This window comes from Brevundimonas sp. GW821-FHT10A07, assembly GCF_059415785.1.
On sequence record NZ_JBWKNX010000007.1, the window covers coordinates 1 to 13,872 of the forward strand.

Here is a 13,872-nt window from a genome sequence, read left to right on the forward strand (position 1 = left end):
GACATCGGGATCAAGTGGCGCTCGGACTATATCTCGGGCGTGGTGCGGCGCGAGGACGGCTTCGTCGTCCTGATCGATCTGCCCCGACTGCTGTCCAGCACCGACACCGTCTCTCTGGCGTCCTTCCCCAACATCGATCGAGCGGCCTGACGGTCGCAGCCGGTTTCTCAGAAAGAGCATCGCCTTGTCCCACGCCGCGCTGGAACAGTCCTCGCCTCCCGTCGATCAGATCAGCGCCCGCAATTTCGAGCGGATGGCGGCCTATATCTACGACTACAGCGGCATCAAGATGCCGTCGTCCAAGCGGACCATGCTGGAGGGGCGGCTGCGCCGCCGTCTGCGCAGCACGGGCTATGCGACCTTCGACGACTATTGCGACTATCTGTTCAAGGAGGACGGGCTAGAGGCCGAGTCCGTCTTCCTGATCGACGCGGTGACGACGAACAAGACCGACTTCTTCCGCGAACCCCGCCATTTCGACTATATGACGTCCCACGTGCTGCCCGAGTTCAAGGCGGCCGGGATGCGGCGGATCCGGGCCTGGAGCGCCGCCTGTTCGATGGGCGCCGAGCCCTACACCATGGCCATGGTCATGCAGAAATTCGCCGATGAACAGGGCGGCCCAGACTATCAGATCCTGGGCACGGACCTGTCCACCGATGTGCTTGAAACCGCGCTGCGCGGCGTCTATCCGAACGAGATGCTGACCCCGGTCCCCGCCGAAATGCGGCGCTGGGTCATGACCGCACGCGACAGCGGACGGCGCGAGGGCCGCATCCATCCGTCGCTGCGGGCGAAACTGTCGCTGGCGCGGGTCAATCTGATGGATGAGACCTATTCGGTCGGCGATCCATTCGATATGATCATGTGTCGTAACGTTATGATCTATTTCGATAAACAGACCCAGGCCAAGGTTCTGAAACGGCTGTGCGACCGGCTGAAGCGCGGCGGCTATCTGTTTATCGGCCATTCCGAGAGCATCACCGGCATCGAACTGCCTCTGGTGACTGTCGCCAACACCATTTTCCGAAAGACCTGATCCCATGCCCAAGGTCCGCGTTCTGGTCATCGACGACTCGGCCAGTGTGCGCCAGACTCTGGTCGACGTCCTGTCCGCCGACCCCGGCATCGAGGTCATGGGCGTGGCCTCCGACCCCTTCGTCGCCGCGCGTCGCATCGCCGAGGACGTGCCCGACGTCATCACCCTGGACGTCGAGATGCCGCGCATGGACGGCATCACCTTCCTGCGCAAGCTGATGGCCCAGCGGCCGATCCCGGTGGTCATGTGCTCGTCCCTGACCGAGGCCGGATCCGAGACCCTGATGCAGGCGCTGGAGGCCGGCGCGGTCGACATCATACTGAAGCCGCGCATCGGGGCGGCGGACCATCTGGCCGAGAGCGCGGATCGCATCCGCGATGTGGTCAAGGCTGCGGCGCGCGCCCGGCTGGGCGCAAGGCGAACGACGACGCGAACGCTGGATCCCGGAACCAAGCTGACGGCTGACGCCATGCTGCCGCCCCCGACCGGGGCCGCCATGGCGCGCACGACGGAGATGGTGGCCTGTCTGGGCGCCTCGACAGGCGGGACCGAGGCGCTGCGCGAGGTGTTGCAGGCGCTGCCGGCCAATGCGCCCGGCATCGTCATCGTCCAGCACATGCCGGCGGGCTTCACCGCCGCCTTCGCCAAACGGCTCAACAGCCTGTGCGAGGTCGAGGTCAAGGAGGCCCAGAACGGCGATCCGGTCCTGCGCGGCCACGTCCTGATCGCACCGGGCGACAAGCACATGCTGCTTGAACGCCACGGCGCCCGCTATCAGGTGGCGATCAAGGACGGGCCGCCCGTGTCGCGCCACCGCCCCTCCGTCGACGTCCTGTTCCGCTCCGCCGCTCGGGCGGCCGGACGCAACGCCATGGGCGTGATCATGACCGGCATGGGCGATGACGGCGCACGCGGCCTGCTGGAGCTCAAGGAGGCCGGGGCCGTCACCGTGGCGCAGGACGAGGCGACCTCGATCGTCTTCGGCATGCCCAAGGAAGCCATCGCCCGCGGCGCCGCCCAGAAGGTCATGGCGCTGGAGCATATCGCGCGCGAGATCATGAACGTCGACCGCTCTCGCTGACTGCGGCCCCGCGGCCCCGCGGACAGACAGACAGGCAGACGGACGGGGCAGGCCTGCGCCTATCGCGCCCGACCGCCCCCCGGATCAGAACAGAAGGTCGTCGAACTCATCCTCGGCGGCGGCCGTTTCACCGGCTGTTTCCGTCGTCGCCTCGTCGGTCTTGTCGGTCTCGGTAAAGACCGCATGGGCCGCGTGGACCGTCCGCTCGCGCGCCATGGTGTAGCAGCGCCCGATTTCGGTCATGGCGGCGTCCACCACTCCGGCGATATCGGTCAGGTCCTCGACCACCGGTCCGGCGGCCTCGGCCAGGGCGATGGCGGCGGTGTGCAGGGCGTCGCCCAGGTCTTCCTTCAGGCCCAGCTGGTCGGCGGCCAGGGCCAGCGACCGGGCCGTGGCCTCGCCATGGGCGCCCAGACCGACCAGATCGTTCTCGACCACGTCGGCGGCGCGGCGCAACTGGCTCTGCACCCCGTTCAGCCGTCCGGCGTCCACGTGCGCGTCGCCGGATTGGGTGGTCTCCATCCCGTTGGCCAGGCCGGCCAGGGCGGTCAGGGAACCCAGGGTCTGGTCGGCGGCGTCTTCCAGATGGCTGGCGTGGCTGCTCAGCTCGATGGCGATGACGCTCAGGGGCTTGCCGATTTCCCCCAGACGATTGCAGCGCAGGCTGCTGTTGATCGCCATCTGCTGGATGTCGCGTTTGACCTTCTGGATGGCGTCCACCCGTCGGGCCAGGGCCTCGACCGCCGAGACGGTCTCGCCGCTGATGCGCTGGGCGTTGGTCATGGCCGCTGTGACGTCATCAATCAACAGACCGGCCCGACCCAGACTGATCTCGAGGTCGCGCAGGTCGCCCCCGCCGTCGGACAGGCCGTGAATGACCATGATCTGTTTGGTGTCCTGGGCCATGCCGGACAGGCTGTGGACGACCTTGGCCGCTTCGGCCTCGAAATCGGTGGCGATGTCCGCCATCTGGTCGGCGACCATGTGCAGCAGGCGGCGTTCGGCCCGGTCGCGCGCCTCGGGCGACAGGTCCGCCTCGCGAACCGTGCGGGCCGCGACCTGGATGCCCAGCTGGACGTGTTCGATCCGCTGGCGGGTGATGTCCCCGATCTGCAGGGCCATCAGGGCCTTGCCGACCTTCATCTGGATGTCGCGCGCGATGGCGGCGACCGAGGCGGCGACCTCGGCGATGCGGGCGTGGTTCACGCGGAGCGTCTCGGCGTCGAGCGCCAGCTTGTCCGGCACCGCCGGAATCAGCTCCTTGTACTTGCCGCCCAGCCCCTCTTCGAAGGTCAGGGCGCCGTCCAGTTGGCGTGCGAGCCGCGTAAGCTCCTCGGCCAGTTGATCCAGTTGCGACACGCCGAAGTCCAACTGTTCACACATCCGCTCGGCGAAGCCGGCGAACTCGTCTGCGGCCCGGATGGTCGCGCCGGCCGTGATCTTCACGTTCAGGGCGAAGGCGCGCAGATAGCGCAGCGTGGTGCGCATCACGTCTATATCGGCCTCCAGCAGGGCGCCGGCGGTCTTCAACTGATCCAGATCCGCCACCCGCCGTTTCTGCGTAAGGGGCAGGGCGTTCAGGCTTTCCGCCGTCGACAGCAACTCGTTGCTGGTGTGCGAAACGGATTCGACGTTCAGCGTCAGGCCCAGCCGGTCGAGCGCCTCGATCAGCCGGCCGACCATTTCGAGCGATCCGGCCAGGCGTTCGCCCGCGTCGGAAAAACGGCTCTCGACCAGGGCGCGCGCCGCCTCGAGCTGATCCGTGACGTCAGAAGCGACGACGGGCGCGAAGAAGGGGGGGGCGGAATCAACGCCTGAATCGACGACGGCGTCGGCGGTCGCTGCGGGATCGAAATGCTGCGCTTGCGCCTGCATGCTGGGTCTCATTCTGAGAGTCATGAACCCAGGTTACGCGGCACAGGAAAACCGACCGTAAACGCCGACTCGAATTTCTGCGCTGGGCGGAAGAGATCAGGGCAGGCGATCCCAGGCGATGGCGTGAACCTTGTCGCGGCCCAGGACGGCCGTCAGGGGCTCTGTGGCAAACAGGCCGGCGATGACGGGGTCGCGCACGTCCAGCCCGCCGGTGAAGGCGCCAAAAGCGGGCAGGATCAGGCGTGATCCGTCGGTGACGAAACAGGGACGACGCACGCCGCGGCCGTAGGCGACGACGCGGGCGGCGGGGTGCAGGTGGCCGGCGACCTCGCCCTGGCGGTCGTCCGCCGGCGTTCGGGGCTCCGGCTCGTGGGTCAGGCGCAGGGCGCCCAGGGCCATGTCGCCCACGACCCGGCCGGGCAGGGACGCCTCGGTCCGGGCGTCGTCGGCCAGGGCCTTGTGGTCATGATTGCCTTCCAGCCACAGCCAGTTTCGGCCGCCCGCCAACCGGTCCAGCCGCGCCCGGTCCTCATCCGCCATCCGTCCGATGGCCCGGGCGTCATGGAAGCTGTCGCCCAACAACACGACAAGGCCGGGGTCGAGGTCGGCGATCTCGGTCTCCAGCCGGTCCAGGGTGGCGCGGCTGTCGTAGGGCGGCAGCATCTGGCCGCGCGCGGCGAAGGCCGAACCCTTCTCCAGGTGCAGGTCAGCGGCGATCAGGGCGCGATGGGCCGGGAGCCACAGGGCGCCCGAACAGCGCAGCACGCAGGTCTCGCCCGCGATCTGAACGCGCAACGAACCGCAGGGCTTGCGCGCGGGGGACAGGGTCTGGCGCAGGGCGGCGTTCATGGCGCGTCCTCGTCCATGACTTCGGCGATCAGATGTTCGGCGCTCTCATCCAGGATCATTTCGGCCGCGTCGCCGCCGACCCGCTCGCGCCCGATCTGGACCAGAACCGGCACGCAGAAGGGCGAGGGACGGGTCAGGGCCTGATGCCGGATCCGGCCCTCGATCCGCGCCAACATCTGGCCCAGCCGCGCCACGTCCAGCAGGCCCGAGGCGGCGTCGGCGCGGGCGGTCTTCAGCAGCAGATGGTCGGGCTGGTGGCGGCGCAGCACGTCGTAGATCAGGTCGGTGGAGAAGGTGACCTGACGCCCGGTCTTCTCGGCGCCCGGCTGGCGGCGCTCGATCAGGCCCGAGATCAGGGCGCAATTGCGGAAGGACCGCTTCATCATGAAGCTTTCCTCCAGCCAGGCCTCCAGGTCGTCGCCCAGCATGTCGGACTGGAACAGGGCGTCCAGGTCGATCTGGTCCATGGGCTTGATCGACCAGATGGCCAGAGAATAGTCGGTGACGACGAAGCCCAGCGGCCCGACGCCCAGCCGGTCCAGCCGTCGCGTCAACAGCATGCAAAGCGTTGTGTGGGCCAGATTGCCCTCGAACGGATAGGCGACCAGGAAATGCCGACTGCCGCGCGGGAAGGTCTCGACCAGCATGGATTCGGCGTCGGGAATGGCCGAGCGCTCGGCCTGGAGTTCCAGCCATTCCTGCACGTCGGGCGGCAGGACGCGCCAGTGATCCGGGTCCTGGACCATGGTGCGCACCCGGTCGGCCAGGGAGGTGGACAGCGGGAATTTGGACCCGCCCCAGGAGGGGATCTTCGGTTCCTTGTCATTGGCGTGGGTGACCAGGGCGTCGGTCCCGACAATGCCCTGAAACGCCCAGACCTGGCCCGCGAACAGGAAGGTGTCGCCGGGCGTCAGCTGTTCGAAATACCATTCCTCGGCCTCGCCCACCTTGCGACCCGCAACCAGTTGGCGCGAGGCGCCGCCGCGACGGCCCGCCACGCGCACGTTCAGGGTTCCGGCCGAGACGATGGCGCCGACATTCATCCGGTGGCGCTGGGCGATATCCTTGGTGCGGGCCTTCCAGCGGCCGTCCGGGGTGCGGACGATACGGGCGAACCGATCATAGGTGCGCAGCGCGTATCCGCCGGTGGCGACGAAATCGACCACCTCCTCGAACTGCTCCCACGCCAGGTCGCGATAGGGGCCGCAGCCGGTGATTTCGTCATACAGGGCCTGCATGTCGAAGGCTTCGGAACAGGCGACGCCCATGACGTGCTGGGCCAGCGCATCCAGCGTGCCGATATGGATCGGCTCCCAGTCGAAGGCGTTGTCGGCCACCGCTTCGCGGGCCGCCTGGCATTCCAGCATCTCGAACCGGCTGGCGGGCACCAGAAGGGCGCGCGACGGTTCGTCCAGACGGTGGTTGGCGCGGCCGATCCGCTGGACCAGACGGCTGGAGCCCTTGGGCGCCGCCATCTGGATGACCAGATCGACGTCGCCCCAGTCGATGCCGAGGTCGAGGGTCGAGGTGCAGACCACGGCCCTGAGGTCGCCGCGCGCCATCGCCGCCTCGATCTTGCGCCTCTGTTCGGCCGCCAGGGAGCCGTGGTGCAGGCCGATGGGCAGATTGTCGTCGTTGATCGCCCACAACTGCTGGAAGACGAACTCCGACTGCCAGCGGGTGTTGACGAAGATCAACGCCAGGCCCGCGCGCTGGATAGCGGCGTAGACTTCCGGGATGGCGTGGCGGCCGGTGTGGCCCGCCCAGGGGACCTTGCCCTCGGAGATCAGCACGTCGATCACGGCCGGGGCGCCGGGGTCGCCGCGGACCAGAGCCACATCCTCGACGGCGGGGGTGGGGCTCAGCCACCCCCGGATCAGATTCGGATCTTCGATCGTCGCGCTCAGCCCGACCCGCCGCATGCCCGGCGCAAACTGTTGTAACCGCCCCAGTCCCAGCGACAGCAGATCGCCGCGCTTGCCGCTCCAGATGGCGTGGACCTCGTCCAGAACGACGCATTTCAGGTCGGCGAAATAGGACCGGGCGCCATCCCAGGCGCAGAACAGGGCCAACTGCTCTGGCGTGGTCAGCAGGATGTCGGGCGGGAAGTCGCGCTGACGCTGGCGTTTGGATTGTTTGGTGTCGCCGGTGCGGGTCTCGACGTGGATGTTCAGCCCGATCTCGCGGATCGGGGTCGTCAGATTGCGTTCGACGTCGGTGGTCAGGGCCTTCAGCGGCGACAGATACAGGGTATGCACGCCCGAGCCCGGCCCGTGTTGCGGCCGGGGCCCCCGTTCGGCCAGGTCGATCAGGCTGGGCAGGAAGCCGGCCAGGGTCTTGCCCCCGCCGGTCGGCGCCACCAGCAGGGCGTGCCGACCCGCCTGGCCCGCCGCCACCATCTCCAGCTGATGCCGCCTGGGCGACCAGCCGCGCCCCGCGAACCAGTCGGCGAAGAGAGGGGGAAGGGACGTCACCCCAGCCGAGCGCCTACGCAGGCGTGGCCGTTCCATACGCCGCCTGCATCAAGACAAGAATCCTGGGCGACAAATCCCCTGATCTTGGGCCAGGCGGCTAATCCAGCTACGCCGACGACCATCGCCGCCAGCAGGGTCACAGCCAGCAGGCCGTTAATGGTCAGGAGTTTTGTCTTAGCGGCCATGGCCGACAATTAGCGCGCAAGAGCCTCAATCGCTAGATGTTCTCGTTCCGTTTCTATCTCAGGCCCGCTATCTATCGCGCGTGTCCGACGAATCCGTCCTTGTTGAAACCGGCCTGAGCGCCTTCGCGCCTCAGCAGCCTCTCCCGCCTGCGCTGGCGACCCCGCCAGGCGCAGGCGCGGTATGCGACGACGCGGGAGCGCGCAAGATCGGGCGGGGGGCGGCTGAGGGCTTCTTCACCGGCGGGCCGGTGATGGTGGCCCACGCCTCGTTGACGGCGCGGCGGCTGGGGCTGACGCCACCGCCGCGATCAGCGGATCTGATGGATGTGCTGGAGCTGTACGCCTTCGTCCGGCCGGCGCGGTTCTGCGCCCCGTCGCCGACGGGCCTGGCCCTGTCGCTGGGCCTGGCGGAGCCTCGGTCGGCCGAGGATCAGGCGGGCGCGCTGCGCGAGGCGGCGGGTCTGCTGCTGGGCGAACTGGCGGCGCCCGCCTATCTCGAGCGCGAGGCCGCCTATGTGCTGGCTCTGACGATGCAGCGCGCCGGCTGGGCCTGGGGCGACCGGGTGGTGCAGGCGCTGAAGGACGGCGGGGTGCGCGCGCGTCAGCATCGCGGTTCGGGCCTCGACGTCTGGAGCCGGCTGACGGAATGGGAGGACGAGGCCCCGCGCGGCGAGGCGGGGTCGGCCCCGGTCGATTCCGAGTCCGCCCGTATCCGGCTGGAGAAATTGTTGCAGGCCTCGGGGCTGGACGAGACCCGGCCAACCCAGTCGGACTATGCGGCCGAAGCCGCCTTCGCCTTTTCGCCGCGGAATGAGGAGGGGAGGCCGCGCGTGCTCCTGGCCGAGGCCGGGACCGGCACGGGCAAGACCCTGGGCTATCTGGCGCCGGCCTCCCTGTGGGCCGAACGGAACCAGGGGGCGGCGTGGATCTCGACCTACACCCGAGCCCTGCAACGCCAGATCGACCGCGAGAGCCATGCCCTGTGGCCCGATCCGGAAGAGCGCAAGAAGAAGGCGGTGATCCGCAAGGGGCGCGAGAACTATCTCTGCGTCCTGAACCTGCAGGACATGGTCCAGGCGGCCCAGCTGGGGAACGGCGACCTAGTCGGCCTGGCGCTGGCGGGGCGCTGGGCGGTGCATACGCGCGACGGGGACATGACGGGGGGCGACTTTCCCGGCTGGCTGCCGGGCCTGTTCGCCATGCCCGCGGCCCATACGGCGGGGGCGGCCAATCTGGTGGACCGGCGTGGCGAATGCGTTCACGCCGCCTGTCCCCACTATCGCAGTTGTTTCGTCGAAAAGACCATCCGCGCCAGCCGCCGCGCGGACCTGGTCATCGCCAACCACGCCCTGGTCCTGACCCAGGCCGCTTTCGACGGCGCGCGCTCGGCCCGGGGCCAGAAGCAGGACGGCGAGACGGCCGCCCTGAAACGCATCGTCTTTGACGAGGGCCACCACCTGTTCGACGCCGCCGACAGCGCCTTTTCCGCCTGTCTGTCGGGCCAGGAGGCGGCCGAGCTGCGCCGCTGGATCCGCGGTCCTGAGGGGCGAGGTCGGCGCGGGCGCGGGCTGGAGCAGCGGCTGGGCGACATGGTCGGCGACAACGAGGCGGCGCTGAAGGCCTTGCAGGACGCCATCCGCGCCTCGGCCGCCTTGCCGGGCGAAGGCGTGTCGGGCCGCGTCGCCCCGGCCTCGGGCGAGGTCAACCCGATCGGGCCGATCGAGGCCTTTCTGGCCGCCGCGCTGGACCAACTGCGGGCGCGCACGGCCGAGGCCGGCGGCAATGGCGGATTCGGGGGTGGTCCGGAGTTCGGCATGGAGTGCGCGTTGAAGCCGGTGACCGATCCCGTGGCCGAGACCGCCCGCGCGGCGGCCCAGGCCCTGGCCGCGCTCGAGGCGCCGCTGCTGGCCCTGTCGCGGCATCTGGAGGACATCCTCGACGACGAGGCGGCGGAGCTGGACGGGTCGCAGCGGTCGCGGATCGAAGGAGCGTTGCGCGGCCTGGACCGGCGTGCGCGCATGACCCTGCCCGGCTGGCGCTCCATGTTGGCGGCGCTGGAGGACGGCACCGATCAGCCGGATCCGGACTTCGTCGACTGGCTGTCGGCCGAGACCGCGTTCGGGCGCATCCATGACGTGGCCCTGCGCCGCCACTGGATCGATCCGACCGTGCCGCTGGAAGCCGCCGTGATCGTGCCGGCGCACGGGGTGCTGGTGACCTCGGCCACCCTGTCCGACCCCTTGCAGGAAGACCCGTTCGACCTCGCGCGTCTGCGCACCGGCTCGGCCCGGCTGATCGAGCCGCCGCGCACCCTGAAGGTCGAGAGCCCCTTCGACTATGCGTCCAACAGCCGGGTCATCGTCGTCAACGACCTGGTCAAGGACGATCCGCGCCAGACGGCGGCGGCGATGCGCGAACTTTTCCTGGCCGCCGGGGGCGGAGGGCTGGGCCTGTTCACCGCCATCCGGCGGTTGAAGGCGGTCTATGAACGGCTCGGCCCGGATCTGGCGAAGGCCGGCGTGCCCCTGTACGCCCAGCACGTCGATCCGCTGGAGGTCGGGGCCCTGGTCGACATGTTCCGGGTCGAGGAGAACTCGTGCCTCCTGGGCACGGACGCCGTGCGCGACGGGGTGGATGTGCCGGGGCGGTCGCTGCGGGTTTTGGCCTTCGACCGCGTGCCCTGGCCCCGCCCGGATCTGCTGCACAAGGCGCGGCGCGAACGGCTGGGCGGCCAGTTCTCGCAAGGGAGGGGCTATGACGACGCCCTGGCCCGCGCCAGGATCGCCCAGGCCTTCGGGCGGCTGATCCGGCGCGGCGACGACAAGGGGGTCTTCGTGATGCTGGACGCGGCCACTCCCACCCGCCTGTTCGCCAGCCTGCCGCCGGGCACGGAGGTCCAGCGCATGGGCCTGGCCGACGCCGTGGCGCTGACCCGCGGTTTCCTGAACCCCGAGATGACCTGAAATGTCGAAGACCACGCCCGCGACCGTCGCCCTGACCAAGGCCGGGGTCGCCTTCGAACTGTTCGCCTATGACTATGACCCCGAGGCGCCGCGCGTGGGGCTTCAGGCGGCCCAGGCTGTAGGAAAAGCCCCGGAACAGGTGTTCAAGACCCTGATGACCCTGGTCGACGGCGCGCCGGCCTGCGTCATCGCGCCGTCCGACTGCGAGGTCAGCATGAAGAAGCTGGCGGCGGCCATCGGCGGCAAGTCGGCGCAGATGATGAAGCCCGCCGATGCGGAACGGTTGACCGGCTACAAGGTCGGCGGCGTCAGTCCCTTTGGGCAGCGCAAGACCGTACCGACGGTGATGGACGATACGGCCGTTCTGTTTGATCAGATCCTGATCAACGGCGGCCAGCGCGGGCTGTTGCTGGGGGTCGCGCCCGAAGCGGCGGCCCGGGCGGCGGGGGCCCGGCTGGTCGACATCACGGCCTGAACGCCTTGGGCGGTCGTCCTTCCTTGGGCTATAGCCGTCTCGACCCCGGAGTTTGAATGACCGACGCACCGACCCAGCGACCCAGCCGTGCGGGCCTCTACGCCCCCTTCATCATCGTGCTGATCGCCCTGGCCGCCTGGACCGGCTGGTGGTTCTATCTGACGCGCCAGATCGACGCCGGGCTGGAGGCCCAGTCGGCCGCCCTGCGCCAACAGGGCTGGGACGTGCGCTACGCCGACAAGCGGATCGTCGGCTGGCCCTTCCGCGCCAATGTGAAACTGACCCATGTGACGATCGCCGCCCCGTCCGGTCACGCCATATCCGCGCCGGAGCTGAACGCCGAGGCCAACGCCTATCAGCCGACCAAATGGGTCGTGGTCGCGCCCGAAGGTCTGGTCCTGACCCGGGCCGGCAAGGGCAAGGTCGCCATCAATGGCGACGCCATCCGCATGAGCGCCAGCGGCATCGACCAGCGCTGGCCCAATCTGGCGCTGGAACTGGTCAATCCGATCTTCACCGTCCATCCCGACGGCGAGCCCTTCCCCATCGCCCGGGCCGCACGGATCGAATTCTATTCGCGGCCCCATCTGGCAGGCTCGACCGCCCCGAGCGACGCCATCGACGTGATGTTGCGGCTGGTGGACGGCCAGGGACGCCGCGACGGACCGGTCGAGGGCTTCGCCCAGGACGGCCAACTGACCACCCAACTGGAGGCCACCGTCGGCCGGGCCGACCTGCTGAAGGTCGGGGATGCGGCGGGGGTGTTTTCCCAATGGACCCAGGGCGGCGGGACCTTCCGCAATCTGCGCGGCGATCTGCAGGCCGGCGACAGTCGCGCCACTCTGAGCAGCGACGTGCTGCGGGCCGATGCGAACGGGCGCCTGGTCGGCCAGGTGGCCCTGCAATCGCAAAAACCCTTGCCGGCCCTGTCGGGCCTGTTGGAGTCGCGCCAGGGGGCGGTGAACCGGGTCGGGGCGGCTGGAGCCGCCGCTGCTGCGGGGGCGGCGGATGCGGCGGGGCGTGAGGATGTGGCCCTGACCCTGGTGTTCCGCGACGGTCGGACCTGGCTGGGACCCTTCCCCCTGGCCCCGGCGCCCAAGCTGTTCTGATGGGGCTGCTGGAAGCGGCTTCGCCGGACGAGGACCTGCTGGGGTTGGACCAGGCGGTGGCGGCGGCGGTGCGCGCCCGTGTCGCCGCCGGGATGGCGGACCGGTTCGACGCCTCGGTCATCGTCCTGCGCGGCCTGCTGGCGGACGCCGGTCCGGCTGAAGCCGCCGCGCTCAAGGCGGTCTGGGGACGGATCGAGGCGGCGGCCGGGCCGGCGCTGACGGCGAGCGGCGGCATGGCCCAGATCCTGGCGGCGGACCGCTACGGCCTGGGCGTCCGGCCCCTGTCGGCCGACGCGGCGCTGAAGGCGGTCGAGGGCGGCGGGCGCGCCCTGATCGACCTGTCGTCCGATCGGCCCTGGTGGGGGCGCCTGCTGGCCCGGCCGGACCTGAGGATCGTCGCCGCCCTGCCGGACGACCGCGGCGCCCGGCCCCAGGCGGTCCTTGTGTCGAAGGCCGTCTCGGGCCCGACGGGCGACGACCGCAGCTTCTGGGTCACTGACAGCGGCTTGTCCGACGCCAGGATCGTCGAGGCCCTGGGCGAGGCCGGACTGGCCGCCGAACCCCTGGCGGCGGCGGGCGGCTTGAAGCTGTTCCTATTGGCAGGCTATGTGCAGGCCGAGGACGGACGGCTGAGCGCGGCCCCCGGCCGCCTGACCGGCGTCATCGGCGCCGCGCCCGTCTTCTGACTTCCCCTCATCTTCCGAGTTCAAGGCTTCCCATGACCGACGCGCCCCAAGGACCCCAGGCAAAGCCCGGCATCCTCGACATCGCCCCCTATGTCGGCGGCAAGTCGTCCATCGCCGGCGTCGCCGAGCCGATGAAGCTGTCTTCCAATGAGAACATGCTGGGGGCCGGGGAAAAGGCGCGCGCCGCCTATGAGGCCGCGATCAAGTCGATCCACATCTACCCGGACGGCCGGGCGACCAAGCTGCGCGACGCCGTGGCGGAAAAGCATGGGCTGGAGCCCGAGCGGCTGATCTTCGGCAATGGCTCGGACGAGGTCTTCGCCTTGCTGAACCAGACCTATCTGACGGCGGGCGACAATATCGTCTGCGGCCAGTACGGCTTCCTGGCCTATCGGATCAGCGCCCTGGGCTGCGAGGCCCAGGTCAAGCTGGCGCCGGAGCCGAACTTCAAGGCCGAGGTCGACGCCCTGCTGGCCCAGGTCGATGACCGGACCAAGATCGTCTATGTCTCCAACCCTTCGAACCCGACCGGCAGCTACAACACGGGCGAGGATATCCGCCGCCTGCACGCCGCCCTGCCGGCTCATGTGATCCTGGTGGTCGATGAAGCCTATGCCGAATATGTGACCGAGGCCGACTGGGAGACCGCCTTCCCCCTGGCCAAGGCGGCGGAAAACATCGTCGTGACCCGCACCTTCTCCAAGATCCACGGCCTCGGCGGTTTGCGCATCGGCTTCGGCTATGCGCCGCTGAAGGTGGCCGAAGCCATCGACCGCATCCGCCTTCCGTTCAACGTCTCCGTGCCGGGGCTGGAGGCGGCGACCGCCGCTCTGTTCGACGAGGCGCACCAGACGGCCTCGCGTGAGCTGGTGTCGAACTGGAAGCCGCGCCTGACCCAGGCCCTGCGCGGCTTCGGCCTTGAGGTCCTGCCCAGCGCCGGAAACTTCGTGCTGGTCGTGTTCGACGGGGCTGAACGGGCCGCCGCCGCCAATGAGTATCTGAACACACGGGGCATCATCGTGCGGCCGGTCGGCGGCTATGGTCTGCCCCAGGCCCTGCGCATCACCATCGGCACGGAAGACCAGAACCGCGCCGTGATCGACGCGCTCAGCGAGTTCGCGGCGACCTGATCGGTC

Annotated in this window: 10 protein-coding genes; 7 read left to right on the forward strand and 3 right to left on the reverse strand. The window is 69.3% G+C overall.

Annotation, left to right across the window (positions count from 1 at the left end; genetic code table 11):
* Positions 1–184: 184 nt before the first annotated feature.
* A complete protein-coding gene (locus AC07NC_RS07160; protein WP_008261775.1) occupies positions 185–1,039 on the forward strand; it encodes a CheR family methyltransferase in 855 nt (284 codons plus the stop codon).
* A 4-nt stretch (positions 1,040–1,043) separates the two neighbouring features.
* A complete protein-coding gene (locus AC07NC_RS07165) occupies positions 1,044–2,120 on the forward strand; it encodes a protein-glutamate methylesterase/protein-glutamine glutaminase (protein ID WP_494569077.1) in 1,077 nt (358 codons plus the stop codon).
* A gap of 84 nt (positions 2,121–2,204) precedes the next feature.
* Here the strand turns inward: AC07NC_RS07165 and AC07NC_RS07170 are convergent, their stop codons facing one another.
* The 3 genes from AC07NC_RS07170 to AC07NC_RS07180 form a co-directional block, all read right to left on the reverse strand.
* On the reverse strand, positions 2,205–3,995 hold the full coding sequence (locus AC07NC_RS07170) for a hypothetical protein (protein WP_494569078.1): 1,791 nt from the start codon (positions 3,993–3,995) through the stop codon (positions 2,205–2,207).
* A gap of 96 nt (positions 3,996–4,091) precedes the next feature.
* Positions 4,092–4,844 carry a ligase-associated DNA damage response endonuclease PdeM gene (gene pdeM, locus AC07NC_RS07175; protein ID WP_008264137.1) on the reverse strand — a complete coding sequence of 251 codons (753 nt, stop codon included), beginning with the start codon at positions 4,842–4,844 and terminating at the stop codon, positions 4,092–4,094.
* Positions 4,841–7,354 (reverse strand): ligase-associated DNA damage response DEXH box helicase, encoded by a 2,514-nt coding sequence (locus AC07NC_RS07180; RefSeq protein WP_494569079.1) that lies wholly within the window; start codon positions 7,352–7,354, stop codon positions 4,841–4,843. The genes pdeM and AC07NC_RS07180 overlap by 4 nt, the downstream gene beginning before the upstream one ends.
* 229 nt (positions 7,355–7,583) lie before the next feature.
* Here AC07NC_RS07180 and AC07NC_RS07185 point away from each other — a divergent pair, with 229 nt between their 5' ends.
* The 5 genes from AC07NC_RS07185 to hisC are packed head-to-tail and all read left to right on the forward strand — an operon-like array spanning position 7,584 to position 13,866.
* Positions 7,584–10,466 (forward strand): ATP-dependent DNA helicase, encoded by a 2,883-nt coding sequence (locus AC07NC_RS07185; RefSeq protein WP_494569080.1) that lies wholly within the window; start codon positions 7,584–7,586, stop codon positions 10,464–10,466.
* Between the two features lies 1 nt (position 10,467).
* On the forward strand, positions 10,468–10,941 hold the full coding sequence (gene ybaK, locus AC07NC_RS07190) for a Cys-tRNA(Pro) deacylase (protein ID WP_494569081.1): 474 nt from the start codon (positions 10,468–10,470) through the stop codon (positions 10,939–10,941).
* A gap of 56 nt (positions 10,942–10,997) precedes the next feature.
* Complete coding sequence (locus tag AC07NC_RS07195; RefSeq protein WP_494569082.1) at positions 10,998–12,050, forward strand: DUF2125 domain-containing protein; 1,053 nt, start codon at positions 10,998–11,000, stop codon at positions 12,048–12,050.
* Positions 12,050–12,736: a hypothetical protein gene (locus AC07NC_RS07200; protein ID WP_492071785.1), complete on the forward strand. Its 687-nt coding sequence runs from the start codon at positions 12,050–12,052 to the stop codon at positions 12,734–12,736. The genes AC07NC_RS07195 and AC07NC_RS07200 overlap by 1 nt, the downstream gene beginning before the upstream one ends.
* A gap of 32 nt (positions 12,737–12,768) precedes the next feature.
* Positions 12,769–13,866, forward strand: a complete 1,098-nt coding sequence (hisC, locus tag AC07NC_RS07205) for a histidinol-phosphate transaminase (protein WP_494569083.1) — start codon at positions 12,769–12,771, stop codon at positions 13,864–13,866.
* The last annotated feature ends 6 nt before the right edge of the window (positions 13,867–13,872 follow it).

Bases quoted from the DNA above. Each gene is read 5' to 3' on its own strand.
- AC07NC_RS07165 (WP_494569077.1), top strand. From the start codon at position 1,044: ATGCCCAAGGTCCGCGTTCTGGTCATCGACGACTCGGCCAGTGTGCGC.
- AC07NC_RS07195 (WP_494569082.1), top strand. From the start codon at position 10,998: ATGACCGACGCACCGACCCAGCGACCCAGCCGTGCGGGCCTCTACGCC.
- pdeM (WP_008264137.1), bottom strand. From the start codon at position 4,844: ATGAACGCCGCCCTGCGCCAGACCCTGTCCCCCGCGCGCAAGCCCTGC.
- ybaK (WP_494569081.1), top strand. From the start codon at position 10,468: ATGTCGAAGACCACGCCCGCGACCGTCGCCCTGACCAAGGCCGGGGTC.
- AC07NC_RS07180 (WP_494569079.1), bottom strand. From the start codon at position 7,354: ATGGAACGGCCACGCCTGCGTAGGCGCTCGGCTGGGGTGACGTCCCTT.
- AC07NC_RS07170 (WP_494569078.1), bottom strand. From the start codon at position 3,995: ATGCAGGCGCAAGCGCAGCATTTCGATCCCGCAGCGACCGCCGACGCC.
- AC07NC_RS07200 (WP_492071785.1), top strand. From the start codon at position 12,050: ATGGGGCTGCTGGAAGCGGCTTCGCCGGACGAGGACCTGCTGGGGTTG.
- hisC (WP_494569083.1), top strand. From the start codon at position 12,769: ATGACCGACGCGCCCCAAGGACCCCAGGCAAAGCCCGGCATCCTCGAC.